Source organism: Caballeronia sp. LZ062, assembly GCF_031450785.1.
In the GTDB taxonomy this organism is placed as follows: Bacteria; Pseudomonadota; Gammaproteobacteria; order Burkholderiales; family Burkholderiaceae; genus Caballeronia.
Genome location: NZ_JARTWB010000002.1, coordinates 503,701 through 528,248, shown reverse-complemented (window position 1 = coordinate 528,248; position 24,548 = coordinate 503,701). Strand labels below are relative to the sequence as shown.

At 63.4% G+C, this 24,548-nt stretch carries 22 protein-coding genes; 3 read left to right on the top strand and 19 right to left on the bottom strand.

Features of this window, described 5'->3' with window-relative positions; genetic code table 11:
* Positions 1 to 16: 16 nt before the first annotated feature.
* The 3 genes from P9239_RS08450 to P9239_RS08440 all read right to left on the bottom strand — a co-directional run bounded on the left by P9239_RS08450 (position 17) and on the right by P9239_RS08440 (position 2,796).
* Positions 17 to 670 (bottom strand): methionine ABC transporter permease, encoded by a 654-nt coding sequence (locus tag P9239_RS08450; RefSeq protein WP_175944601.1) that lies wholly within the window; start codon positions 668 to 670, stop codon positions 17 to 19.
* On the bottom strand, positions 660 to 1,694 hold the full coding sequence (locus tag P9239_RS08445; protein ID WP_248320294.1) for a methionine ABC transporter ATP-binding protein: 1,035 nt from the start codon (positions 1,692 to 1,694) through the stop codon (positions 660 to 662). Before P9239_RS08445 ends, P9239_RS08450 begins: the two co-directional genes overlap by 11 nt.
* Positions 1,695 to 1,872: 178 nt before the next feature.
* Positions 1,873 to 2,796, bottom strand: coding sequence for a histone deacetylase family protein (locus P9239_RS08440; RefSeq protein ID WP_309750039.1), 924 nt, complete (start codon positions 2,794 to 2,796; stop codon positions 1,873 to 1,875).
* Positions 2,797 to 3,081: 285 nt separating this feature from the next.
* On the opposite strand from P9239_RS08440, the gene mltB reads away from it, so the two are divergent.
* Positions 3,082 to 4,239, top strand: coding sequence for a lytic murein transglycosylase B (mltB, locus tag P9239_RS08435; protein ID WP_309750038.1), 1,158 nt, complete (start codon positions 3,082 to 3,084; stop codon positions 4,237 to 4,239).
* Positions 4,240 to 4,294: 55 nt separating this feature from the next.
* Here mltB and cysM read toward each other — a convergent pair whose 3' ends face one another.
* The 16 genes from cysM to gyrA form a co-directional block, all read right to left on the bottom strand.
* Complete coding sequence (gene cysM / locus P9239_RS08430) at positions 4,295 to 5,197, bottom strand: cysteine synthase CysM (protein ID WP_309750037.1); 903 nt, start codon at positions 5,195 to 5,197, stop codon at positions 4,295 to 4,297.
* A 288-nt stretch (positions 5,198 to 5,485) separates the two neighbouring features.
* Positions 5,486 to 5,866 carry a helix-hairpin-helix domain-containing protein gene (locus P9239_RS08425; protein WP_309750036.1) on the bottom strand — a complete coding sequence of 127 codons (381 nt, stop codon included), beginning with the start codon at positions 5,864 to 5,866 and terminating at the stop codon, positions 5,486 to 5,488.
* Positions 5,867 to 5,940: 74 nt separating this feature from the next.
* Positions 5,941 to 6,933 (bottom strand): ADP-glyceromanno-heptose 6-epimerase, encoded by a 993-nt coding sequence (gene rfaD, locus P9239_RS08420; RefSeq protein ID WP_309750035.1) that lies wholly within the window; start codon positions 6,931 to 6,933, stop codon positions 5,941 to 5,943.
* 6 nt (positions 6,934 to 6,939) lie between these two features.
* Positions 6,940 to 7,917: a D-glycero-beta-D-manno-heptose-7-phosphate kinase gene (gene rfaE1 / locus P9239_RS08415; protein WP_244140210.1), complete on the bottom strand. Its 978-nt coding sequence runs from the start codon at positions 7,915 to 7,917 to the stop codon at positions 6,940 to 6,942.
* Positions 7,883 to 9,274 carry a UDP-glucose/GDP-mannose dehydrogenase family protein gene (locus P9239_RS08410; protein WP_309750034.1) on the bottom strand — a complete coding sequence of 464 codons (1,392 nt, stop codon included), beginning with the start codon at positions 9,272 to 9,274 and terminating at the stop codon, positions 7,883 to 7,885. The genes rfaE1 and P9239_RS08410 overlap by 35 nt, the downstream gene beginning before the upstream one ends.
* A gap of 75 nt (positions 9,275 to 9,349) precedes the next feature.
* Positions 9,350 to 10,525, bottom strand: a complete 1,176-nt coding sequence (lapB, locus tag P9239_RS08405; RefSeq protein ID WP_309750033.1) for a lipopolysaccharide assembly protein LapB — start codon at positions 10,523 to 10,525, stop codon at positions 9,350 to 9,352.
* A 76-nt stretch (positions 10,526 to 10,601) separates the two neighbouring features.
* The gene (locus P9239_RS08400) at positions 10,602 to 10,895 is read right to left on the bottom strand and encodes a LapA family protein (protein WP_309750032.1); all 294 of its coding nucleotides are present in this window, start codon (positions 10,893 to 10,895) and stop codon (positions 10,602 to 10,604) included.
* A 309-nt stretch (positions 10,896 to 11,204) separates the two neighbouring features.
* Positions 11,205 to 11,534, bottom strand: coding sequence for an integration host factor subunit beta (locus P9239_RS08395; RefSeq protein ID WP_008342376.1), 330 nt, complete (start codon positions 11,532 to 11,534; stop codon positions 11,205 to 11,207).
* Between the two features lie 22 nt (positions 11,535 to 11,556).
* On the bottom strand, positions 11,557 to 13,290 hold the full coding sequence (gene rpsA, locus P9239_RS08390; protein WP_175944619.1) for a 30S ribosomal protein S1: 1,734 nt from the start codon (positions 13,288 to 13,290) through the stop codon (positions 11,557 to 11,559).
* Positions 13,291 to 13,441: 151 nt separating this feature from the next.
* A complete protein-coding gene (gene cmk / locus P9239_RS08385; RefSeq protein WP_175944621.1) occupies positions 13,442 to 14,122 on the bottom strand; it encodes a (d)CMP kinase in 681 nt (226 codons plus the stop codon).
* 58 nt (positions 14,123 to 14,180) lie between these two features.
* On the bottom strand, positions 14,181 to 15,485 hold the full coding sequence (gene aroA / locus P9239_RS08380; RefSeq protein ID WP_309750031.1) for a 3-phosphoshikimate 1-carboxyvinyltransferase: 1,305 nt from the start codon (positions 15,483 to 15,485) through the stop codon (positions 14,181 to 14,183).
* 17 nt (positions 15,486 to 15,502) lie between these two features.
* Positions 15,503 to 16,429 carry a prephenate dehydrogenase/arogenate dehydrogenase family protein gene (locus P9239_RS08375; RefSeq protein WP_309750030.1) on the bottom strand — a complete coding sequence of 309 codons (927 nt, stop codon included), beginning with the start codon at positions 16,427 to 16,429 and terminating at the stop codon, positions 15,503 to 15,505.
* 59 nt (positions 16,430 to 16,488) lie between these two features.
* The gene (pheA, locus tag P9239_RS08370; RefSeq protein ID WP_309750029.1) at positions 16,489 to 17,571 is read right to left on the bottom strand and encodes a prephenate dehydratase; all 1,083 of its coding nucleotides are present in this window, start codon (positions 17,569 to 17,571) and stop codon (positions 16,489 to 16,491) included.
* A gap of 44 nt (positions 17,572 to 17,615) precedes the next feature.
* Complete coding sequence (serC, locus tag P9239_RS08365) at positions 17,616 to 18,698, bottom strand: 3-phosphoserine/phosphohydroxythreonine transaminase (protein ID WP_309750028.1); 1,083 nt, start codon at positions 18,696 to 18,698, stop codon at positions 17,616 to 17,618.
* 185 nt (positions 18,699 to 18,883) lie between these two features.
* Positions 18,884 to 19,492, bottom strand: a complete 609-nt coding sequence (locus P9239_RS08360; RefSeq protein WP_159838093.1) for a DUF2059 domain-containing protein — start codon at positions 19,490 to 19,492, stop codon at positions 18,884 to 18,886.
* Between the two features lie 178 nt (positions 19,493 to 19,670).
* Positions 19,671 to 22,334, bottom strand: coding sequence for a DNA gyrase subunit A (gyrA, locus tag P9239_RS08355; RefSeq protein ID WP_309750027.1), 2,664 nt, complete (start codon positions 22,332 to 22,334; stop codon positions 19,671 to 19,673).
* Between the two features lie 663 nt (positions 22,335 to 22,997).
* Between gyrA and ompA the strand changes: the two genes are divergently transcribed.
* Both ompA and ubiG read left to right on the top strand, forming a co-directional pair.
* Entirely contained in the window at positions 22,998 to 23,663 is a 666-nt protein-coding gene (gene ompA, locus P9239_RS08350; RefSeq protein WP_175944633.1) for an outer membrane protein OmpA, read from the top strand.
* Between the two features lie 184 nt (positions 23,664 to 23,847).
* Entirely contained in the window at positions 23,848 to 24,546 is a 699-nt protein-coding gene (gene ubiG / locus P9239_RS08345) for a bifunctional 2-polyprenyl-6-hydroxyphenol methylase/3-demethylubiquinol 3-O-methyltransferase UbiG (RefSeq protein WP_309750026.1), read from the top strand.
* Positions 24,547 to 24,548: the final 2 nt, after the last annotated feature.

Below are 24,548 nucleotides of genomic sequence, written 5' to 3'. Positions count from 1 at the left end.
TGGAATTATTTATGGCTCATTTATGGCTCAGACGGCGCACGAGCCAGTCGCCGAACGACTGCACGAGCTGCACGAACACAATGAGAATGACGACGACCGCCAGCATCACTTCCGGCAGGAACCGCTGATAACCGTAGCGGATGCCGAGATCGCCGAGACCGCCGCCGCCGATTGCGCCCGCCATGGCCGAATAGCCGACGAGCGAGACGAACGTGATGGTGAGTCCCGCGACGACGCCCGGCAGCGATTCCGGCAGCAGCACCTTGAAGACGATCTGGCTGGTGGTCGCGCCCATGGCCTGCGCCGCCTCGATGAGACCGCGATCCACTTCGCGCAGCGCCGTTTCGACGAGCCGCGCGATGAACGGCGCTGCCGCGATGGTCAGCGGCACGACGGCCGCCGCGGTGCCGATTGAAGACCCGACGATCAGCCGCGTGAACGGAATCACCGCGACCAGCAAGATGATGAACGGCGTCGAGCGCACTGCATTGACGATGCCGCCGAGCACACGGTTGACGGCCATGTTCCGGAGCACGCCGTCGCGGTCGGTCAGATACAGCAGCACGCCGAGCGGCAGGCCCACCGCCGCGCCGACGAGTCCCGAGATGCCGACCATGATCAGCGTTTCCCAGAACGACTGCACGAACATGTCGAACATTTCACTCAACATGAGACAACTCCTCCACCACCACACCTTGCGTGCGCAAATAGGCGATCGCTTCCGCGACCTTGACCGGCTGACCGCCCGCCAGCACGGCGAGCGATCCGAACGCCTGACCCTGAATCTCGTCGATCTGGCCGTGCAGGATGTTGAAGTCCAGTTCGTAGCGCCGGATCGTTTCCGAAAGAATCGGCTGATCGACGCCCGAGCCGGTGAACGCGAGCCGCAGCAAATGGCCGCTGCCGCTCTTCAGGCGCTCGGCGACACGCGCCTTCAGGGCGGGCGGCAGTTCGTGCGCGATAACATCGCCGATTAGCGCGCGCGTGACTTCGTGATGCGGCTGCATGAAGACATCGACGACCTTGCCTTCTTCGACGACACGCCCCGCGTCCAGCACGGCCACCCGATCGCAAACCTGCTTGATGACTTCCATCTGGTGCGTGATCAGCACGATGGTCAGCCCGAGTTCTCGATTGATCTTCCGCAGCAGGTCGAGAATGGCGCGCGTGGTTTCGGGGTCGAGCGCGGACGTAGCTTCGTCGGACAGCAGCACTTTCGGATTGCTCGCGAGCGCCCGCGCGATGCCCACGCGCTGCTTCTGCCCGCCGCTGATCTGCGCCGGATATTTGTCCTTGTGCGTGGTCAGGCCGACGAGATCGAGCAGCGGCAACACGGCCGCTTCGATTTCCGCGCGCTTCTTGCCCGCCAGTTCGAGCGGCAACGCTACGTTGCCGTACACGGTGCGCGACGACAGCAAATTGAAGTGCTGAAAGATCATGCCGATGTCGCGGCGCGCGGCGCGCAAGTCGTCGGGGCGCAGGGTCGTGAGATCGCGGCCGTCGACGATCACGTTGCCTTCGCTCGGACGCGTCAGCAGATTAAGCGTGCGCACCAGCGTGCTCTTGCCCGCCCCGCTGCGCCCGATGATGCCGAACACTTCGCCGGCGGGAATCGTCAGATTGACGTTGTGCAGCGCTTCGACCCAGCCTCGGGGTCCCGCGAAACGCTGCGAGAGGTTACGTATATCGATCATGCGCCGGTCTGGAAAATGCAAACGGCGGAGGCTTCGCCAGGTGAAAGCACCCGCGCAGCCGGCCGCCGCTTGTTGAACTGCCGCTTTTTGAGAAGCGCGATTTTACAGGACGCTGAACGCTCCGCTTAATAACGATTTCGGATCGGCTAATTACGCCCGCCTATTTGGGGCGTCCCCGCTAGATCTGCGCCAATGTCCGCAGATGCGCGACGACGCTGCGCCCGAGCGCCGACAGGTTATACCCGCCCTCGAGACAACTGACGATGCGCCCTTCTGCGTGCCGCTCGGCGACCGCGCGAATCTGCTCGGTGATCCACGCGTAATCGTCTTCGACGAGTCCCATGTTGCCGAGATCGTCCTCGCGGTGCGCGTCGAAACCGGCGGAGATGAACAGCATCTGCGGCTTGAATTCCTCGAGACGCGGCAGCCACAGCATGTCGATCACTTCGCGCACCGCCATGCCCTTCGTGCGCGCGGGCAGCGGCACGTTCACCATGTTGGGCGCGTGGCTGTCCGCGCCGCTGAACGGGTAGAACGGATGCTGGAAGAAGCTGCACATCAGCACGCGCGGGTCGCCGGTGAAGGCCGCTTCGGTGCCGTTGCCGTGATGCACGTCGAAGTCGATGACCGCGACGCGTTGCAGCCCATGCACTTCCAGCGCATGGCGCGCGGCAATCGCGACGTTATTGAAAAGACAGAAACCCATCGCGCGCGCCGGCTCCGCGTGATGGCCCGGCGGACGCACGCTGCAAAACGCGTTGTCGTATCGGCCTTCGATGACGGCATCGGTGGCCGCGATCGCCGCGCCCGCCGCGCGCAAGGCCGCGCGATACGACTGCGGGCACATCGACGTATCCGGATCCAGTTCGCTGCGCCCATGCTCGGGCGTGCGGCTCTTGATGTAGTCGATGTGCGCCTGCGTGTGGACGCGCGCCAGATCGGCTTCGTCGGCGAGTGGCGCATCTTCCCGCTCGATCAGGGCGTCGATACGGCTCGCGATGAGTTGATCCTCGATTGCCTGAAGGCGCGCCGCGCATTCAGGATGCCATTGGCCGTTATCGTGCTGGAGGCAGTCGGAGTGAGTGTAGAAGCCGGTGGCCATGATGTCTCCTTGTGCCGCTATCGTCGGCTCTCGTCTCGTCTTTTTTCGTCATACGCGATCCCGCGCCGCGCATTTGACGTTAAGTTACCACACCGTTCGATACAGCCGGCTCGCGGGCTGGCGCGGGCATTGCACCGTGGGGCGTCGGTTATACTGCCCCGACGCCACGGCAGCCAGCGCCGGCGGCACGTTGCAGGCCAATGCGCTCGGTCAAGAATCGTTGCAAGAAGCTGCATGCGACGGCATAACATCCGGCATCGCCCTCAATCGCTCATCAAGCACACTATGACTTTTCAGTTTGCCTCGCTCGACCCGATCTTGAAGCCGCTGACGCGCGGGATCATCGCTTCGCTGCTCTGCGCGGCCGGCGGCATCTGCGGCAACAGTGCGCTTGCGCAGTCGCAGCAGCCGCAGAGCGCGACGCCGCAAGGGCAAGTGTTCGAAGAAGAGATCGTGCCGCAGCGGTACGCGAACAATCCGAACGTCGAGGCGTTCATCAACGACATGGTCGCGCGCTACGACTTCGACCCGGCCACGCTGCACGACCTCTTTAATCGCGTCAGCTATTCGGCGACGGCCGTGAAGCTCGTGCTGCCTTCGCCCACGCCTTCGCTCAAGAACTGGCGCACGTACCAGTCGCGTTTCATCGAACCGATTCGCATCAACGCGGGCGTGAAGTTCTGGCGCGCGAATCAGGCCACGTTGCAGCGCGCGTCCGCGCAGTTCGGCGTGCCGCCGGAAGTCATCGTCGGGATCATCGGCGTGGAGACGATCTACGGCAAGTACATGGGCAACTTCCGCGCGCTCGACGCGCTGACCACGCTCACGTTCGACTATCCGAACACGCCGAATCGCGCGGAACGCATGGCGACGTTCCGCAAGAACCTCGAGGACCTGCTCGTCTGGACCCGCGATTCGCAAATCGATCCGACCACCGTGCTCGGCTCGTACACCGGCGCCATCGGCATTCCGCAGTTTCTGCCGAGCAGCATCGTGCAATACGCGGTTGACTTCGACGGCAACGGCCGCATCGATCTGCGCGCGAGCCCGGCGGATGCCATCGGCAGTGTCGCGAACTATCTGAAGCAGAACGGATGGGAGCCCGGCCGTCCGGTCGTGTGGCGGATTGCGGGCGACGAAGGCAGCCAGGGCATCGCGCAAGCCGCGGCCGACGGCCAGCCGGAACCGCACTGGTCGCTCGCGCAGTTGACCAAGGCGGGCATGTTGCTGACGGAGCCGGGCCTGAACCTGAGCGCGGAGGCCGCCACGCCGTTGACCGTCGTGGACTTGCCGACGCCGGGCCGCGCGACCGAATACACGCTCGGCCTCAAGAACTTCTATGTGCTGACGCGCTACAACCGCAGCTTCTTCTACGCGCTCGCCGTGTATCAGTTGGGCGAGGCCGTGAAGGCGCGCATGGCGGCGGGCGACGCGTCGCAGTAAGCGCGCTTCTCATCGGCGGTCCGCCGTGCAAGCGGACCGCGATTAATGAGTGCCCTCAGGCAGGAAAGACGCCGGTCGACAGATAACGGTCGCCGCGGTCGCAGACGATGAACACGATGGTCGCGTTCTCGAGCTGACGCGCGACGCGCAGCGCCACTTCGCACGCGCCGCCCGACGAAATGCCGGCGAAGATACCTTCCACCGACGCCAACCGCCGCGCCATCGCCTCCGCTGCGGCCTGACTCACGTTTTCCACGCGGTCCACGCGGCTGCGATCGAAGATCTTCGGCAAATAGGCTTCCGGCCATTTGCGAATACCCGGAATGCGCGAGCCCTCTTCCGGCTGCGCACCGATGATCTCGATCTTCTCGTTCTTTTCCTTCAGATACTGCGACACGCCCATGATCGTGCCGGTGGTTCCCATCGACGAGACGAAATGCGTAATGCGTCCTTCCGTCTGCCGCCAAAGTTCGGGGCCGGTGGTTTCGTAGTGAGCCAGCGGATTGTCCGGGTTCGCGAACTGATCGAGGATGATGCCTTTGCCGTCGCGCTGCATCTGATCGGCGAGATCGCGCGCGTACTCCATGCCGCCCGTCACCGGCGTGAGAATGATCTGCGCGCCGTACGCGCCCATGCTCTGACGCCGCTCGATGGACAAGTCCTCCGGCATGATGAGCACCATCTTGTAGCCGCGCACGGCCGCGGCCATGGCGAGCGCAATGCCGGTGTTGCCGCTCGTCGCTTCGATCAGCGTGTCGCCCGGCTTGATGCGGCCGCGCTCTTCAGCTTTCCTGATCATCGACAGCGCCGGGCGGTCTTTCACCGAGCCCGCCGGGTTATTGCCTTCGAGCTTGCCGAGCACGACGTTATTGCGGCTGCGGATTTCATCGTCCACCACGCGGACGAGTTGCACGAGCGGCGTATTGCCGATCGTGTCTTCGATAGTCATGTAAGCCATAGCGGACCGGATTCGAGTTCCACGTAACGACTGCGCATACGCGCGCGCGTTCGCCGGAATATTGATATGGGAGTTCATCGATTGTAGCCCACCGCTTCGCGCCATGCGCCTCGCCCCTCATGCGCGGATGGCTACGCGCCCGCCACGGCCCACCGCCGCGCGCCACGCAAAAAGCCCGCGGCGAGCCGAACCGCGGGGAGCCCAAACCATCCGAAGGCTGAAGGAGCGAAGAAATCCATTGCGACGCGCGACGCGGCCGCCGACAAGCCACGCCGCGCGCACTACCGCTTACTTTTTGACGACGACGGGCTTCGACGCCGGCGACGACAGCACGGGCGTCGCGCTGACGCTGTTCGCGCTGTTCGCCCCAGTCGCGGCGGTGGCCGCTGCGGTTTTCGATGCGGTGCCGATGGTCAGACCTTCGGCCGTGAGCCGTTGCACCGTCTTGCCGCCCATGCCTTTCACGCGCGAGCTGAGATCGGCCGCGTCCTTGAAGGGGCCGTGCGCCTGACGTTCATCGAGAATGGCTTTCGCCTTCGCCGGGCCGATGCCCTTGATGCCGCGCAAGGCATCGGTATTGGCAGTGTTGACATCGACCGCCGCGAGCGCCGAACCGATGGACAGGGTGAGCGCGAACGCGACGAGGGTCGAAAGGGCTTGCTTGAACATACTGAGTCTCCAGAAGAACCGGCCGGCGAACAGTGCCGACCGCGAGACCCAGTGTAGAGAGACTTCGAAGGCGCTTATAGCTGGCCGAATAGCCAACGCACGTAGCGGTCGACGCCTTCCTGAACGGTGAGAAACGGCGCGTCGTAGCCGGCTGCGCGCAGACGGGTCTGATCCGCTTGCGTGAAGCACTGGTACTTGCCGCGCAGCGCGTCGGGAAACGGAACGTACTCGATCAGCCCGCGCTGCACGAGTTCCGCGAGCGACAGCGGCGCTTCGCCGTCGATCGCGCGAAGCGAGTTGACGACCGTCGAGGCGATGTCGTTGAACGGCTGCGCGCGCCCCGTGCCGAGATTGAAGATGCCCGACTTCTCCGGATGATCGAGGAAGTGCAGATTGACCTTCACGACGTCTTCCACGGACACGAAATCGCGCGTCTGCTCGCCGGCCGCGTAGCCGTTGTATTCGCCGAAGAGCTTGACTTTACCTTCCGCGCGGAACTGGTTGAAGTTGTGGAATGCGACCGACGCCATGCGCCCCTTGTGCGTCTCGCGCGGACCGTACACGTTGAAGTAGCGAAAGCCGACGATCTGGCTGCCCGCCTTCGGCAACACCTGACGCACGATCTGATCGAAAAGGAACTTCGAATAGCCGTAGACGTTGAGCGGCTTCTCGACTTCGCGCTCCTCGACGAAGCGGCTCGATCCGCCGTACGTGGCCGCCGACGACGCATAGAGGAACTGCGCGCCCTGCGCGAGACAGATGTCCATCACATCCCGGCTGTACCGGAAGTTGTTGTCCATCATGTAGCGGCCGTCGGTTTCCATCGTGTCCGAGCAGGCGCCTTCATGGAACACCGCGCGCACCTTGCCGAAGTCGCCGCGCCGGAAGCGCTCGATGAACTCGGTCTTGTCGAGGTAATCGTCGATCTCGCAATCGACCAGATTCCTGAACTTGTCGGCGCGCGTGAGGTTGTCCACCGCGATCACGCGATGCTCGCCGCGCTCGTTGAGCGCCTTGACGATATTGCTGCCGATGAAGCCGGCCGCCCCGGTAACGATGAAAGTCATGTGAGATCAGGCGAAGAGTTCGTTGTAGTCGACGGTCGCCGTGCCGAGCTTGCCCACGACGATGCCGGCCGCGCGGTTCGCATACACGATCGAATCGACCAGCGGCACGCCTGCGCCGAGCATGGTGGCGACCGTTGCGATGACGGTGTCGCCCGCGCCCGACACATCATACACTTCGCGCGCTTCGGCCGAGTTGTGCAGCACCTGGTTCTCGGTGAAGAGCGTCATGCCCTCTTCCGAACGCGTCAGCAAGAGCGCGCCAAGATCCAGATCCGCGCGCAGCTTCGTCACGCGCTCATGCAAATCTTCTTCGGACTTCCAGTGGCCGATCACTTCGCGCAGTTCCGCGCGATTCGGCGTGATGAGCGTCGCGCCGCGATAACGCTCCCAGTCGTCGCCCTTCGGATCGACGAGCACGGGTTTGCCGGCCTCGCGCGCGTCGGCGATCATCTTCGTCACGTGCGTGAGACCGCCCTTCGCGTAGTCCGACATCAGAATCACGTCGTGCTGCGGCAGCAGTTCCGTGAAGCGTTCGAGGCACGCGCGCAGCACTTCGTGATTCGGCGTGTTCTCGAAGTCGACGCGCAGCAGTTGCTGCTGGCGCGACAACACGCGCAACTTGATGGTCGTGAGTAACTCCGGGTCGCGCGCGAGGTGCGCGGCGACCCGGCTCTCGCCGAGCAGCTCCACGATGCGCTCGCCCGGCTCGTCATGCCCCACGACGCACAGCAGACCCGCCTGCGCGCCGAGCGCCGCCGCGTTGCGCGCGACGTTCGCCGCCCCGCCCAGGCGATCCTCCTTCTTCTGCACGTGCACGACCGGCACGGGCGCCTCGGGCGAGATGCGGTTCACGTCGCCGAACCAGTAGCGGTCGAGCATGACATCGCCGACCACCAGCACGCGCGCCGCCGAAATGCGGGCGCGCGGCACCACTGGGATATTCGCCGGGCTATTGCCGGCTGCCATTGCCGTCGAGTTCGACATGGGGACGTCCTATTGCAAAATAATCGATGCCTAGTTCGGCCATCGCTTCCGGTTCATACAAATTGCGGCCGTCGAAGATAACCGGCATCTTCAGCTCGCTCTTCAAGTGCCCGAAGTCCGGGCTCTTGAATTCCTTCCACTCCGTCACGATGACGAGCGCGTCCGCGCCCGTCAACGCTTCCTGCTGCGTTTGCACGAAGTGCAGACGCTCCATGTCCTCGCGGCGGCCTTCGAGATCGAGCGCGAACACGCGCTGCGCTTCGGCCATCGCGACAGGATCGTACGCCCGCACCGTCGCGCCGCGTTCCAGGAGCGACGCGATCAGACGCCGGCTCGACGCCTCGCGCATGTCATCGGTGTTCGGCTTGAACGCGAGGCCCCATACGGCGAACGTGCGGCCGTGCAGGTCTTCGCCCATGCGCTTGACGATCTTGTTGACGAGCACTTCCTTCTGCGCGTTGTTGACCGCTTCGACCGATTCCAGAATTTGCAGCCGATGCCCGTTTTCGCGCGCCGTCTGCACGAGCGCCTGCACGTCCTTCGGGAAGCACGAGCCGCCGTAGCCGCAACCCGCATACAGGAAGTGATACCCGATGCGCGGGTCCGAGCCAATGCCGCGACGCACGGATTCGATGTCCGCGCCGACTGCATCGGCCAGGTTTGAGAGATCGTTCATGAACGAGATGCGCGTGGCGAGCATGGCGTTGGCCGCGTACTTCGTGAACTCGGCGGAGCGCACATCCATGTAAAGCGTGCGCTCGTGATTGCGGTTGAACGGCGCGTAGAGGCGCTTCATCATTTCGCGCGCGCGGTTGCCCGCCTGATCGTCGTCGATGCCGATCACGATTCGGTCGGGCCGCATGAAGTCGTCGACTGCAGCGCCTTCCTTCAGGAACTCCGGATTCGACACGACGGAGAAGCCGTCGCCAACGCCGCGCGCCTTCAGTTCTTCGTCCACGACGCGCTTGACTTGCAGCGCCGTGCCGACCGGCACCGTCGATTTGTCGACGATCACCTTGAAGCCGTTCGAATAGCGTCCGATGTTGCGCGCGGCCGCGAGCACGTACTGCAAGTCGGCGGAGCCGTCTTCGTCGGGCGGCGTGCCGACCGCGATGAACTGGATGTCGCCGTGCTCGACGCTCGCCTTCACGTCGGTGGAGAACTGGATGCGACCGGCCGCGCGGGTGCGCTTGAGCATTTCCTGGAGGCCCGGCTCGTGAATCGGCACGCCGCCGTTATTGAGGATCTCGATCTTGCGCGGATCGACATCGACACAGAACACGTCATTGCCGATTTCAGCGAGGCAAGCACCGGTCACGAGACCGACGTAACCCGTACCAACGATGGTAACTTTCATAGCTCTCCGTAGGTTTCTAAGATAGCGGCGATGATGATGAGCGCGGAAACTGCGCGCTCGCGATGGTGTGCGAAGTCAGGCCGAACTCGTGATCGGTTCGACGCGTCGTGGCGCGTAAGTCTCCCAGCCGCTGCAGCCGGGGCACTGCCAATAAAAGAGGCGCGCGCGGAATCCACACGTCTGACATGTGTACCGCGGCAAATTCTTGGTGCGTTGTCTCACCAGCGTGCGCATGAGCTCCAGCTCGCCCCGGCGCGGCTCCTCGGCGGTCGCTTCCTGCGCTTCGAGCAAGCGCGTCATGCCCGCAAGATTCGGTGCGATTTCCATCTGCCTGCGCACGAGCGCGTGCGCCGCGTCGAGGCCGCGCAGTTCCTGAACATGCTTGTACGCAACATCCAGCAGATCGTTCGACGGGTACCGCGTCGCGTAGTCGATCAGCAAGTCGACGCCCTCTTCCTTGCGCCCGAGCGCGGCGTACCCCTTCATCAGCTTTTCCGCCACGAGCGGCAAATACGCTTCATTCTGCGCCTCGACGCGCTTCCAGGCTGCAATCGCGGCTTCGACGTTTCCGGCAGCGGCTTCGGCGTCGCCCGAGAGAATCGTGGCGCGGACGTTGTCCGGATTCGACGCCAGCGCGAGCTTCAGTTCGGCGCGCGCATCGTCCTGATTCTTGCGCTGCAAGGCTTCCTGCGCGAGTTCGCAATGGAAATGCGCAATTTCCATATGCAGCGACGGCGCGCCCATCTTCTCGATGCGCTCGGCCGTCGTGATGGACTTCGGCCAGTCCTTTTCGATCTCGTAAATGGTCAGCAAAGCGCGCTGTGCGCCGAGCGAATATTCGCCGGCGTCCAGCGACCGGAACGTTTCCTCGGCGCGATCCAGCAAGCCCGCTTTCAGGAAATCCTGCCCCAGTTCATACAGCGCGTGATCGCGTTCGGCGACCGGCAGGTCCGCGCGGCTCAACAGATTTTGATGCACGCGGATGGCGCGATCCGTCTCGCCGCGCCGTCGAAACAGATTACCGAGCGCGAAGTGCAGCTCGATGGTTTCCGGGTCCAGCTTGGCGACTTCGATGAAGGCGTCGATCGCCTTGTCGTGCTGCTCGTTGAGCAGGAAATTCAGGCCGCGAAAGTACGAGCGCGGCAGGTTCGCATTTTCGGATAGCAGCGTTTTCAGGTCGTAGCGGGATGCCATCCAGCCCAGCGCGAAAGCCACGGGGATGACGAGCAGCCACCAGAAGTCTAGATCCATGCGTTTTGGTCGGTGAGTCGGTTAGGTGTCTGCTTCGGGCAACGGCAAGCGTGCGCGCCGCCCGGATGATGCGCGTTCAGATGAGCGGCGGCATCGGCGGTTCTTCTTTGACCACCGGCGCTTCTCGGGCGACGCGCACGTCGCGCTTCAGACGGCCGTTTTCGAGCCGCAATCGCAGCACCGCAGGCACGGCGGACACGAGCCCGGCGAGCAGTCCCACTACGAAAAATGCCAGGCCGATCAGGATCAGCGGCGCCTGCCAGGCGTAGCCTGCGAGGAAGTTCAATGTCGCCGGCTGCGTATTGGCGAGCGCCAGCACGAGCAACAACACGAACACCAGAACGCGGATCAGCCAGACTATGAATTTCATGTACGTCTCGCAATAGCGGTTGCATCTCGCGGCCGTCTATTCGCCGTCCGGCCTACGTGATTACCCGAGTCAAAGTGACCGGTATTGTAATGGATGCGTTTGCTGCGAAGCACCGGCGCGGCGCAAGCCTCCGACGAAATGGCCGGCGCTATGTGCGCTAGCGAACGCGATGCCCACGCGTGCGGCGCGTCGGGGCGAAAAAAAAGCACCCGCAAGGGGTGCTTTTCTGGTCGATTGCCTCATGGCCGGACGTCGCGGCGGACCGTCTGTGCACACGCGCAGACGAATTTTCCTGCCGATGCGCGCCGATCAGAGATCGTCCGCATCGTCGTCGTTCGACGCCTTCAGCGGCTCGCCCGCGCGGCCATCGACGCGTTCGCGCAACTCCTTGCCCGGCTTGAAGTGCGGCACGAATTTCTCCGGCACCAGCACTTTTTCACCCGACTTGGGATTGCGCCCGACGCGCGACGGACGACGGTTGAGCCCGAAGCTGCCGAAGCCGCGAATTTCGATGCGATGACCGTTGGCAAGCGCCTCCGACATCGCATCGAGCATCGTCTTGACCGCGAAATCCGCATCCTTGAGCACAAGTTGCGGAAATCGCGAGGCCAACTGGGCGACCAATTCCGATTTGGTCATACTGCAGCAGTACCGTTAAGGCTTAGCTGTTCTGGCCGTCGAGCTTGGCCTTCAGCAGCGCGCCGAGGTTGGTCGTGCCGGTAGCGGCGGCGTTCGAGTCCGAAGCTTGCAGGCCGCGCATGGCTTCCTGCTGCTCGGCCGAATCCTTCGCCTTGATCGACAGGTTGATGCCGCGCGACTTGCGATCGATATTGATGATCATCGCGTTGACCTTGTCGCCTTCCTTCAGCACATTGCGCGCATCTTCCACGCGGTCTTGTGCGATTTCCGAAGCGCGCAGGTAGCCTTCGACTTCACCCGACAGCGTGACGACCGCACCCTTCGGATCGACCGACTTCACGACGCCGTCGACGATCGCGCCCTTGTCGTTGATCGCGACGAAGTTGCTGAACGGATCGCCTTCGAGCTGCTTGATGCCGAGCGAGATGCGCTCCTTCTCGACGTCGATGCCCAGAACCACGGCTTCGACTTCGTCGCCCTTCTTGTACTTGCGAACCGCTTCTTCGCCCGTTTCCGACCACGACAGGTCCGACAGGTGAACCAGACCGTCGATGCCGCCCGGCAGGCCGATGAAGACGCCGAAGTCGGTGATCGACTTGATCGCGCCTTGCAGCTTGTCGCCCTTCTTGAAGTTGCGGCTGAAGTCGTCCCACGGATTCGGCTTGCACTGCTTCATGCCGAGGCTGATACGGCGGCGGTCTTCGTCGATTTCGAGAACCATGACTTCGACTTCGTCGCCCAGCTGCACGACCTTCGACGGTGCAACGTTCTTGTTGGTCCAGTCCATTTCCGACACGTGGACCAGGCCTTCGATGCCCGATTCCACTTCGACGAATGCGCCGTAGTCGGTGATGTTCGTGACCTTACCGAACAGACGCGTGCCCGACGGGTAACGGCGCGAGATGCCTTCCCACGGATCGTCGCCCAGTTGCTTGATACCGAGCGAGACGCGGTTCTTCTCTTGGTCGAACTTGAGGATCTTCGCGGTGACTTCCTGGCCAACCGACAGCACTTCCGACGGGTGACGCACACGACGCCATGCGATGTCGGTGATGTGCAGCAGGCCGTCGATGCCGCCCAGGTCCACGAACGCGCCGTAGTCGGTGATGTTCTTGACCACGCCTTCCACGATCGCGCCTTCCTTCAGCGTTTCGAGCAGCTTTGCGCGCTCTTCGCCTTGCGTGGCTTCGATCACAGCGCGGCGCGACAGCACGACGTTGTTACGCTTGCGGTCGAGCTTGATGACGCGGAATTCGAGCGTCTTGCCTTCGTACGGGGTCGTGTCCTTCACCGGACGCGTATCCACGAGCGAACCCGGCAGGAACGCGCGGATGCCGTTGACCATCACGGTCATGCCGCCCTTCACCTTGCCGGTGATGGTGCCGGTGACGAGCTCGTTGTTGTCCAGCGCCTTTTCCAGCGACAGCCACGAAGCCAGACGCTTCGCCTTGTCGCGCGACAGGATGGTGTCGCCATAGCCGTTTTCCAGCGCGTCGATCGCGACGGAAACGAAGTCGCCCGCCTGCACTTCCACTTCACCCGCGTCGTTCAGGAACTCTTCGAGCGGAATATAGGCTTCGGACTTCAGACCAGCATTTACGACCACGAAGTTGTGGTCGACACGCACGACTTCGGCGGAGATCACTTCGCCAGCGCGCATGTCCTGCTTGGTCAGCGACTCTTCGAACAGAGCCGCGAAAGATTCGTTATTCGGGGTGGAGGTTTGCAGGTCGGACATAAAAATCAATATTTGCACAGCTTTTGCGCTAATGGCCTATGGCCGACGATGCGCGGAGCCGTACGGGGTTAAGGGGTTTAACACACGCTCCGCCACATGACGGAGCACCCAACTATCCGGCAGCCGACCGCAAGTGGCGGGCGAACCGGCACATCTACTACAGTTTCAGCTACACGCGCACTTCGCTGTACCAGCCGATGATCTGCTCGACCGCTTGATCGATCGACAAACCGGAGGTGTCCAGCGTCTTCGCGTCCGCCGCAGGCTTGAGCGGCGCGGCTGCCCGGTTCATGTCGCGGGCGTCGCGTTCGCGCAAATCGCGCAGCAAGTCATCCATATTAGCAGAAAAGCCTTTTTGCATCAATTGCTTATGGCGTCTCGCCGCGCGGGCCTCGACGCTCGCGGTCAGGAAGACCTTCAGTGTGGCGTCGGGGAAGATGACCGTGCCCATGTCGCGGCCGTCGGCGACGAGTCCCGGGCGCTTGCGGAACGCCCGCTGGCGGGCGACGAGCGCCTGCCGCACTTCGGGATGCACCGCGATCGCGGACGCGCGATTGCCGATTTCCTCGGCGCGGATTTCAGTCGATACATCGACGCCGTCGAGCTGCGCGCATCCCTCGCGGAAGGTGATATGCAGGTCGCCGACGAGGTTTGCAAGCGCGGGGGCGTCGCCCTTGTCGATGCCGTAACGGACGCTCGCGAGCGCGGCGAGCCGGTACAGCGCGCCGCTGTCGAGCAGGTGAAAGCCGAGCGTGGCCGCGACGACCGCCGCGACCGTGCCCTTGCCGGACGCCGTCGGCCCGTCGATGGTGATGACTGGAGTGGGGTCGAATGGACGGCTCGGTTTCATTGCGTATGGCCGTTTCGGCCCGTTATTGCTGTTCTGGTGATGGAAGACATTGCACGGCTCACGTTCTCACGAGCGTCGCGAAACGGTCGAAATAGTCGGGGAAAGTCTTGTTCACGCACTTCGGATCGTTGATGCGCACCGGCACGCCGCCGAGACTCACGAGCGAAAAGCACATCGCCATGCGGTGATCGTCGTAGGTGTCGATCGCGGCGTTGGCGGTCAGTTTCGCCGGCGGCGTGACGACCAGATAATCCGCGCCCTCTTCGACTGTCGCGCCGACCTTGCGCAATTCGGTCGCCATCGCGGCGATGCGGTCGGTTTCCTTCACGCGCCAGCTCGCGATGTTGCGCAGCGTCGTCGTGCCGTTCGCGAACAGCGCGGCCACGGCAATGGTCATCGCGGCGTCGGGAATCAGGTTGAAGTCCATGTCGATGGGCGCGAGCTTGCCGTCGTCGGACTCGACGCCACGCACTTCGATCCAGTCGTCGCCCATCATCACGTTCGCGCCCATGCGATTGAGCGCATCCGCGAAGCCGACGTCGCCCTGAATGCTCGACCGCCCGACGCCTTCCACGCGCACCGGCCCGTGGCCGATGGCGCCCGCCGCCAGAAAATACGACGCGGACGACGCGTCGCCTTCCACCATGATCGCGCCGGGAGACCGGTACGACGCGCCCGCGGGAACGGTGAACCGCGCCCAGCCGTCGCGCTCGACAGTGACGCCGAAGCGTTCCATCAGCCGCACCGTGATCTCGATATACGGCTTCGAAATGAGCTCGCCTTCGACTTCGATCGTCACCGGGCCGCTCCGGCCCTCGATAACCGGCAGGCTCATCAGGAGCGCGGTGAGAAACTGGCTCGACACGTCGCCGCGCACGCGAATGGGCTTGTCCACGGCGATATGCGACGCGTGAATTTTGAGCGGCGGGAAGCCGTCGTTCTGCTCGTAGTCGATTTTCGCGCCGATCTGACGCAACCCGTCGACGAGATCGCCGATGGGCCGCTCATGCATCCGCGGCACGCCGTGCACGCGATATTCGCCGCCGTTGACCGCGAGCGCCGCCGTCAGCGGACGAACCGCCGTTCCCGCGTTGCCGAGAAAAAGCTCCGCCGACTTCGACGGAAACGCGCCGCCCGTGCCCGTGACGATCACGCGCTCGCCATCGCGCCTGAGCGTCACGCCGAGCGTCTCCAGCGCGGCGAGCATCACGCGCGTGTCGTCGGAATCGAGCAGATTGGTGATCGCCGTTTCGCCGGTCGAAAGCGCGGCGAGCAGCAGCACGCGGTTCGAGATGCTTTTCGAGCCGGGCAGCCGCACCGTGCCGGACGCGCGCGCGAAAGGTCCGAGATCGAGATGTTCCATGCTGTGTCCTGGGTGTCTTATTTCGTGGGCGAATCGCCGGGAATCGTCTTGCCGCCGCGTTCCTGCCACTCCGTGCGCGCCACGCGCGAGCGCGCGAATGCCGCTTCGAGCGCCGCGCCGTCCGATGCGTCGATGGCCGCGCGAAACCGCGCGAGCACGTCCGCGTAGGCGTCGAGTTCAGCCAGCAGCGCGGCCCGGTTCGCAAGACACACGTCGCGCCACATTTCCGGGCTCGACGCCGCAATGCGCGTGAAATCGCGAAAACCGCCCGCCGCGAACGAAAACTTCAGTTGCGCGTCCGGCGCTTCGAGAATCTGCTCGACGAGCGCGAACGACAGCACATGCGGCAGATGGCTCACCGACGCGAACACGCGATCATGCTGCGCCTCGCTCATCGTGTGCACCGCCGCGCCCGTCGCGCGCCACATCGCGGCAATGCGCTCGACGGCTTGCGGTGCGTTCTCGGTCAGCGGACACAGCACGACATTGCGGTCGACGTACAGATCAGGCAACGCGGCATCGACGCCGCTCGACTCGCGCCCGGCTATCGGATGCCCCGGCACGAACTGCGCGACGCGCTCGGAAAGCGCCGCGCGCGCCGCCGCGACGACGTCGCTCTTCGTGCTGCCGGCATCCGTCACGATGGCGTGCGCGTCCAGAAACGGCGCGATGCGCGCGAGCAACGGCTGCGTCTGCGCGACCGGCGCGGCGAGCAGCACGATATCGGCGCCCTGCAACGCGCGAGCGAGCGCGGCGTCGTCATCGAGCGCGGCGGCTTCATCGATTACGCCCAGCTCGACCGCGCGCGCCACCGACTGCGCCGAGCGCCCGACGCCGACCACGCGCCCGGCCAGCCCGGCGCGTTCGCGCAGTGCGCGCGCGAGCGACCCGCCGATCAGGCCGACGCCGAAAATAACCAGTTTATTGAAAGTGAACGCGGCCACGGGACATCGCAAAAAACGCGTCGACGACGCGGAAGACAGAACTGCTGAAAGCGCGGATTTTACCGGGCGCGCGGATACGACCCGAGAATCTTGAGAAACGCGGCCTTCTGCCCGAGTTCCTCCAGCGCGGCGGCCACCGACGCATCGTTGCGATGGCCTTCGAGATCGATATAGAAGTAGTACTCCCACGTCCCGACACGCGCGGGCCGCGACTCGAAGCGCGTCATCGACACGCCGTGCTTCGCGAGCGGCTCCAGCAGCTTGAACACCGCCCCCGGCTCGTTAGCGACAGACACGATGAGCGACGTCTGGTCGTGACCGCTCGCATCCGACGGCTGCTTGCCGATGATGACAAAACGCGTGCGGTTGTGCGGATCGTCCTGAATCAGCGAATACACGACACCGAGGCCGTAGTGCGTCGCGGCGCGGTCGCCGGCGATGGCCGCCACCGTCGGGTCCGCCACGGCCATGCGGGCCGCTTCCGCATTGCTCGACACCGCCTGCCGCTCCAGATGCGGCGCGTTCGCGGAGAGCCACCGCTGGCATTGCGCGAGCGCCTGCGGGTGTGCGCAAACGCGCGTCACGCCTTCGAGAGAGCCGGACGCCGTCAGCAGATTGTGATGAATCGGCAAGGCGAGTTCGCCGCCGATCACGAGTTGCGTTTGCAGCAGCAAATCCAGCGTGCGCGACACCGCGCCTTCCGCCGAATTCTCGACCGGCACGACGCCGTACTGTGCCGCCCCGGCTTCGACCGAGCGGAACACTTCGTCGATGGACGGGCACGGCAGCCCCTCGATGGAATGCCCGAAGTATTCGAACATCGCCTGTTCGCTGTAGGTGCCGACGGGCCCGAGGAACGCGGCGCGCAGCGTCTGTTCGAGCGCGCGGCTCGCGGCCATGATCTCGCGCCAGATCGCGCTGATGTGGTCGGCGGCGAGCGGGCCGTCGCTGATGGCCTGCAAACGCGCGATGACCTGCATTTCGCGCTCCGGGCGAAACACCGGCGCGTTGAAGTGCTTCTTCACCTCGCCCACTTCGAGGGCGACCGAAGCGCGCTGATTCAGCAGCGCGATGAGTTGTGCGTCGAGCGCGTCGATGCGCTCACGCAGCGGTTTGAGTCTTGAATTAAGATCGTCGTCCATGCGGTGCGTGTTGTGCGAATGCGGTTAGAGGAGCGACGGCGCGTTCACGCGCTCGTCCGCTCGAATTCCTTCATATAGTCGACGAGCGCCCTGACGCCCTCGACCGGCACCGCGTTGTAGATCGATGCCCGCATGCCACCGACGGACTTGTGGCCCTTCAGCTGCAGTAGCCCGCGCGCTTTGGCGCCGGCCAGGAAATCGGTATTGCGCGATTCATCGGCGAGAAAGAACGGCACGTTCATGCGCGAACGGTTCTGCCGATTCACCTTGTTCACGTAGAAATCGCTCGCGTCGATGGTGTCGTAGAGCAGCTTCGCTTTCTCGACGTTGCGCGCTTCCATCGCCTCGAGGCCGCCCTGCTTCTTCAGCCACTTGAAGACGAGCCCGGCCATGTAGATGGCGTACGTGGGCGGCGTGTTGAACATCGAGTTGTTCTCGGCGACCGTCTTCCATTCGAACGCGGACGGGCAGATGGGCAGCGCGCGGTCGAGCAAGTCCTCGCGCACCATCACGACCGTCACGCCCGCCATGCCGATGTTTTTCTGCGCGCCCGCGAAGAGCGCGCCGAACTTGGCGACGTCCATCGGACGCGACAGGATGTGCGACGACGCATCCGCGACGAGCGCAATGTCGCCGAGATCGGGAATGTCGAACGCCTCGACGCCGTCGATGGTTTCGTTCGTGCACAGATGCACGTAGGCGGGATCGTCGGACAGCTTCCACTCGCCGATGGCCGGCACGCGCGTGTAGCCCTCTTCCGTCTTGCCGGTGGCCGCGATGTGCGGCGTGCAGTACTTCTGCGCTTCCTTGTATGACTTCGTCGACCACGAACCGGTCACGACGAAATCCACCGTCTTTTTCGAGCCGAGCAGATTCATCGGCACGATGGCGTTCTCGCCAATGCCGCCGCCTTGCAGAAACAGAATCCGATGCGACGCAGGCACGTTCAGCAGTTCGCGCAGGTCCGCGAGCGCCGCTTCATGGATCGACATGAATTCGGCGCCGCGGTGGCTCATTTCCATCACGCTCATGCCGCTACCTTGCCAGTCGAGCATTTCGTCGGCGGCTTGCCTCAACACTTCTTCTGGCATGGCGGCCGGGCCGGCGGAGAAATTGAACACGCGCATGTGGAAATCCCGAATGGCAGGCGCGACGTTGCGTCGAGTCGCTTGGTTCAGCGGATGACGCGCGCCTGAAAAAGAAATGGCTGCTTGCGCTTTCGCGCAAACAGCCATTATCGCACTGTCCTGAAAACCCGCCAACGCGCGGGGCAGCGCGCCCCGCTGCGAGTTTTCCGGTTGTCGCGCCGTGCTTACTTGCCCGGCTTGACGCTTGCCACTTCTTGGTCCGCTTGCGTGCGGGTCGCCTTGATGGCTTGCGGCATGTACTTCTGCATCAGACCGTTGACGACGTCGCGGCCAACCTGGTCCTGAACCTGAATGAACTTGCGGCCCGTCGGGCTCTTGTAGAAGTTCGTCAGATCCTTGATTTCGTCGGTCGAGTAGTACTTCGCGTATGCGTCGTACTGGGCCTTCATGGCGTCCTGGCGGAAGTTGTCCGTGGCGAACACCTGGCCAGCCGAGTCCACCAGCTTCGGCACTGCGTTCTTCTGCAGCGTCGGGACGGCTGCCTGCTTCTGCTTGTCGTTCAGCGACTTGTTCTCCGACAGCGCGTCCGACAGGATGGCCGGAACGAGCTGCTTCGCTTGCATCTGTGCGCTGTTGCCGATTGCGCCGACGAGCTTTTGCGCGTCGATTGCGTCCAGCAGATCCTTGATCGCAGCTTGCTTGGCCGGATCAACCGGTGCTGCTGCGGCCGGCGCCGCCGCCTGGTTCGGCGCCTGGTTCTGAAGCGACTGAGCCATCGCGAAAGTCGGCACGAAAGCGGCCAGCAACATCCACTGCTTGAAACGTCCTTGCATCATTACTCCCTGTAAAAAATATTCAGTCAGCACTGGCGACGAGCCTTGCACGTCCGCATAGCCGCCGCTGCGCTTCTTTCACATGAAGAGCGCAGCGCCGACATCAGGCTCACGTCGCGCAGCTTAACCAATTCAGGCTTTCAAAAGCGATAACCGGAAACGGGCGACACAAAAAATATCAGGCGCTTTCGTCACCTTCGCCGTTCGGCGTGTCGTCCGGCGGTGCAGTTGAGGCGTCGGTGTCCGCTGCGGCATTGGCTGCGTCCGCTTCCTCGAGCTCGGCGTCCGCCTCGGCTTCGGCGATATGCTGCAGTCCCGACAACTTCGTGCCCTCGTCAAGGCTGATGAGTGTAACACCTTGGGTTGCACGGCCCATTTCGCGGATTTCGGACACACGCGTGCGAATGAGCACGCCAGACGTGGTGATCAGCATGATCTGGCTTTCCGAATCGACGAGCGTCGCGGCGACCACCTTGCCGTTGCGCTCCGATGTCTGGATCGCGATCATGCCCTTCGTGCCGCGGCCGTGGCGCGTGTATTCGTTGATCGGCGTGCGCTTGCCGAAACCGTTCTGCGTGGCCGTCAGCACGGACTGGTTCTCGCCGCCCGCCACCAAGAGCGCGATGACCTGCTGCCCTTCTTCGAGCTGCATGCCACGCACGCCGCGCGCTTCGCGGCCCATCGCGCGGACGTCGTTTTCGTCGAAACGCACGGCCTTGCCCGAGTCCGAGAACAGCATGACGTCGTGCGCGCCGTCGGTGATGGCCGCGCCGATGAGGTAGTCGCCGTCATCCAGACCGACCGCGATGATGCCCTTCTTGAGCGGACGGCTGAACGCTTCGAGCGGCGTCTTCTTGACGGTGCCGAGCGCGGTGGCCATGAACACGTACTTGTCCGCCGAGAATTCCTTGATCGGCAGAACGACGTTGATCTTCTCGCCGTCCTGCAACGGGAACATGTTGACGATCGGACGGCCGCGCGAGTTGCGCGAGCCCTGCGGCACTTCGTACACCTTGATCCAATACACGCGGCCGCGGTTCGAGAAGCACAGCATGTGATCGTGCGTGTTCGCGATGAAGAGCGTGTCGATCCAGTCGTCTTCCTTCATCTGCGTGGCCTGCTTGCCGCGCCCGCCGCGCTTCTGCGCGCGGTATTCGGACAGCGGCTGCGACTTCACGTAGCCGGCATGGGACATGGTCACGACCATTTCCTGCGGCGTGATCAGGTCTTCGGTATTGAGCTCGGTCGCATTCATTTCGATGCGCGAGCGGCGATCGTCGCCGAATTCCGCGCGCACCTGGCCGAGTTCGTCCACGATCATCTGGCGAATGCGTTCCGGGCGCGCGAGGATGTCGAGCAGGTCGGCGATCTGCGCCATGACTTCGCGATACTCGCCGACGATCTTGTCCTGCTCGAGGCCGGTCAGGCGTTGCAGACGCATCTGCAAGATTTCCTGCGCCTGCACGTCCGACAGCTTGTAGAGGCCGTCTTCCTGCAAACCGTAAGCCGGATTCAACCCTTCCGGACGGTACGCGAGACGTCCACCCGACGCTTCCGTCTCGGCGCGCGTCAGCATTTCGCGCACGAGCGACGAGTCCCACGGACGGTTCATCAACTCCTGTTTCGCGATAGGCGGCGTGGGCGCGGCCTTGATGATCGCGATGAATTCGTCGATGTTCGCGAGCGCGACGGCGAGACCTTCGAGCACGTGCCCGCGGTCGCGCGCCTTGCGCAGTTCGTACACCGTGCGCCGCGTCAGCACTTCCCGTCGATGCGACAGGAAGCATTCCAGCATTTCCTTCAGATTCAGCAGCTTCGGCTGGCCGTCGACGAGCGCGACCAGGTTCATGCCGAAGGTGTCCTGAAGCTGCGTCTGCTTGTACAGGTTGTTCAGGACGACTTCGGGCACTTCTCCGCGCTTCAGTTCGATCACGACGCGCATGCCGCTCTTGTCGGATTCGTCGCGAATGTCGGAGATGCCCTCGATCTTCTTCTCGTTGACGAGTTCCGCGATGCGCTCGAGCAGCGTGCGCTTGTTCACCTGATACGGAATTTCGTCGACGATGATCGCCATGCGCTGACCGCGGTCGATCTCTTCGAAGTGCGTGGCCGCGCGCATGACGACGCGCCCGCGGCCGGTGCGATAGCCGTCGCGTACGCCGGCCACGCCATAGATGATGCCTGCCGTCGGAAAGTCCGGCGCGGGCACGATCTCGATGAGCTCGTCGACCGACGATTCAGGGTTATTCAGCAGATGCAGACAGGCATCGACGATTTCGCGCAGATTGTGCGGCGGAATATTGGTCGCCATGCCGACCGCGATGCCCGCCGAGCCGTTGATCAGCAGATTCGGAATGCGCGCCGGCAGCACGAGCGGTTCGTTCTCGCTGCCGTCGTAGTTCGGACCGAAGTCGACGGTTTCCTTGTCGATGTCGGCGAGCAACTCATGGCCGATTTTCGCCATGCGGATTTCGGTGTAGCGCATGGCGGCGGCGTTGTCGCCGTCGACAGAACCGAAGTTGCCCTGGCCGTCTACCAGCATGTAACGCAGCGAAAACGGCTGCGCCATGCGAACGATGGTCTCGTACACCGAGGCGTCGCCGTGCGGATGGTACTTACCGATCACGTCGCCGACGATACGCGCCGACTTCTTGTACGCGCGATTCCAGTCGTTATTCAGTTCGTGCATCGAGTACAGCGCCCGGCGATGCACCGGCTTCAGGCCATCGCGGACATCGGGAAGCGCGCGCCCGACGATTACGCTCATCGCGTAATCGAGATACGAACGGCGCATTTCCTCCTCGAGGGAGATAGGCAGAGTCTCTTTGGCGAATTGATCCATTATCCGTGTCTTGAACTGTGCAGCAGCGACACGGCAGCGCGTTCGTCAGTTTCGCGACACCCGCGAGCCGGCCGCGCGACTTGCGCCGGCCAGGCGCGTAGCCGGCGTACGCTGCGGCGCTGCGAACGCAGCGCATCGCGAGATTCTACCACGCGGCCCATGTGCGCCCGGGGCGGTGCGTATACATAGTGTTGAAGTACTCGGAGTCGCTACTCGCAAGCGCCGCGGGCCATGAACGCTGTACCAATTACTTACAAAAACTGGGGAACGATTTCCGTCAATTGGTCATCGAGCCGGGCTATCATGCCGCCTCACCTCTTCGCGAAACGGCGAAGCGGCAGCGATGAAGATACGCAGGAAGGCACGTTCAGGCACGTGAAGTGCGCACGTTCGGCGCCTTCCCCGGACTGTGACCGGCTACTGTCCCTTTCTTGTTGCGGAGGCACCACATAAGGTTGCGGGCGAACTCGGTGCAGGGATATTTTTATCGTTGCAAGGGAACGATATGGCAAAATGCCAACGCACAAAGTTAGACACTGCTCGAAGTCTATACAAAGCGTTTTGTTCCGCAGGGGAATGTTATACTTCGAGCAATGTATGACCGGTCTTCGTCTACAAGGCTCGCAGTAAACCTGCGGTAATCTCAATTTCGAGAGGAGAAATATGAATAAACTTTCAAAGCTCGCGTTCATTGCAGCTACCGCAGTTATGGCTGCATCGGCCTCGGCGCAATCGGTGCCGGCCTCGCGACAAGCCGTCAATGACAACTGGGTGAATGGCACGGGCGAGTATGTGTGGATGAACGGCACGAACGAACTGTGCTGGCGCGACGCATTTTGGACGCCGGCCACGGCTAACGCGAAGTGCGATGGCGCACTGGTCGCGCAAGCTCCGGCTCCGGCAGTTGCTCCGCCGCCGCCGGCAGCACCCGCTATCACCAGCCAGAAGGTCACGTACCAGGCCGACGCCCTGTTCGACTTCGACAAGGCAGTCCTGAAGCCGGCCGGCAAGACCGCGCTGGACGATCTCGCATCGAAGATCGGCGCGCTGAACCTGGAAGTCGTGGTTGCAACGGGTTACACCGACCGCATCGGTTCGGACAAGTACAACGACCGTCTGTCGCTGCGCCGTGCGCAAGCTGTGAAGGCGTACCTGGTCAGCAAGGGCATCGAAGCCAACCGTATCTACACGGAAGGCAAAGGCAAGCGCGACCCGGTCACGAAGGGTTCGTGCACGCAGAAGAACCGCAAGCAACTCATCGCCTGCCTCGCACCGGATCGTCGCGTGGAAGTCGAAGTTGTCGGCACGACGCGTCAGCCGCAACAGTAAGTTCTGCCGGCTTGCCGCAGATCGAACCCCCGCCTCGGCGGGGGTTTTTTTATGCCCGGCGCCGGCGCATTGACGAAGTTTCTTGCGGAATGCCGGCCCGAGGCGCGCCTCGCGTTTTGCCGGCCCTGATGACCGCCTATATACTCGGTCCTAATTGATCCACGATTCAGCCAAGGTTCTTCTCATGACGAATGTCGATCCCCACGAACTGCAGAAATTCAGCGATCTGGCGCATCGCTGGTGGGACCCGAACGCCGAGTTCAAGCCGCTGCACGAACTCAATCCGGTGCGGCTCGACTGGATCGATGCGCACGCGCATCTGATGGGCAAGCGTGTCCTCGACATCGGCTGCGGCGGCGGCATTTTGTCGGAGTCCATGGCCACGCGCGGCGCGACGGTCAAAGGCATCGATCTGTCGTCGAACGCACTGGGCGTCGCGGACCTGCATAGCCTGGAGAGCGGCGTCGAAGTGGCTTACGAGGAAATCTCGGCCGAGGCGCTGGCGGCTCGCGAGCCCGGTTCGTACGACGTCGTGACCTGCATGGAAATGCTGGAGCACGTGCCGAACCCGGCCGGCACCGTGGCGGCGTGCGCCGCGCTCGTCAAACCCGGCGGCTGGGTGTTCTTCTCCACGCTCAACCGCAATGCCAAGGCGTATCTCTTTGCGGTAATCGGCGCGGAATACATCGCGCGGATGCTGCCGCGCGGCACGCACGACTACGCGCGCTTCATCAAGCCCTCGGAACTCGCGACGTTCGCCCGCACGGCGTCGCTTTTGCCGGTCGATATCAAGGGCATCACCTACCGGCCGGTGTCGCAGCACTTCGGCCTTTCCAACGACACGAGCATCAACTACATGATGGCTTGCCGTCGGGAAGCGTGACG

Bases quoted from the DNA above. Each gene is read 5' to 3' on its own strand.
- P9239_RS08450 (WP_175944601.1), bottom strand. From the start codon at position 670: ATGTTGAGTGAAATGTTCGACATGTTCGTGCAGTCGTTCTGGGAAACG.
- P9239_RS08445 (WP_248320294.1), bottom strand. From the start codon at position 1,694: ATGATCGATATACGTAACCTCTCGCAGCGTTTCGCGGGACCCCGAGGC.
- P9239_RS08440 (WP_309750039.1), bottom strand. From the start codon at position 2,796: ATGGCCACCGGCTTCTACACTCACTCCGACTGCCTCCAGCACGATAAC.
- mltB (WP_309750038.1), top strand. From the start codon at position 3,082: ATGACTTTTCAGTTTGCCTCGCTCGACCCGATCTTGAAGCCGCTGACG.
- cysM (WP_309750037.1), bottom strand. From the start codon at position 5,197: ATGGCTTACATGACTATCGAAGACACGATCGGCAATACGCCGCTCGTG.
- P9239_RS08425 (WP_309750036.1), bottom strand. From the start codon at position 5,866: ATGTTCAAGCAAGCCCTTTCGACCCTCGTCGCGTTCGCGCTCACCCTG.
- rfaD (WP_309750035.1), bottom strand. From the start codon at position 6,933: ATGACTTTCATCGTTACCGGGGCGGCCGGCTTCATCGGCAGCAATATC.
- rfaE1 (WP_244140210.1), bottom strand. From the start codon at position 7,917: ATGTCGAACTCGACGGCAATGGCAGCCGGCAATAGCCCGGCGAATATC.
- P9239_RS08410 (WP_309750034.1), bottom strand. From the start codon at position 9,274: ATGAAAGTTACCATCGTTGGTACGGGTTACGTCGGTCTCGTGACCGGT.
- lapB (WP_309750033.1), bottom strand. From the start codon at position 10,525: ATGGATCTAGACTTCTGGTGGCTGCTCGTCATCCCCGTGGCTTTCGCG.
- P9239_RS08400 (WP_309750032.1), bottom strand. From the start codon at position 10,895: ATGAAATTCATAGTCTGGCTGATCCGCGTTCTGGTGTTCGTGTTGTTG.
- P9239_RS08395 (WP_008342376.1), bottom strand. From the start codon at position 11,534: ATGACCAAATCGGAATTGGTCGCCCAGTTGGCCTCGCGATTTCCGCAA.
- cmk (WP_175944621.1), bottom strand. From the start codon at position 14,122: ATGAAACCGAGCCGTCCATTCGACCCCACTCCAGTCATCACCATCGAC.
- aroA (WP_309750031.1), bottom strand. From the start codon at position 15,485: ATGGAACATCTCGATCTCGGACCTTTCGCGCGCGCGTCCGGCACGGTG.
- pheA (WP_309750029.1), bottom strand. From the start codon at position 17,571: ATGGACGACGATCTTAATTCAAGACTCAAACCGCTGCGTGAGCGCATC.
- serC (WP_309750028.1), bottom strand. From the start codon at position 18,698: ATGCGCGTGTTCAATTTCTCCGCCGGCCCGGCCGCCATGCCAGAAGAA.
- P9239_RS08360 (WP_159838093.1), bottom strand. From the start codon at position 19,492: ATGCAAGGACGTTTCAAGCAGTGGATGTTGCTGGCCGCTTTCGTGCCG.
- gyrA (WP_309750027.1), bottom strand. From the start codon at position 22,334: ATGGATCAATTCGCCAAAGAGACTCTGCCTATCTCCCTCGAGGAGGAA.
- ompA (WP_175944633.1), top strand. From the start codon at position 22,998: ATGAATAAACTTTCAAAGCTCGCGTTCATTGCAGCTACCGCAGTTATG.
- ubiG (WP_309750026.1), top strand. From the start codon at position 23,848: ATGACGAATGTCGATCCCCACGAACTGCAGAAATTCAGCGATCTGGCG.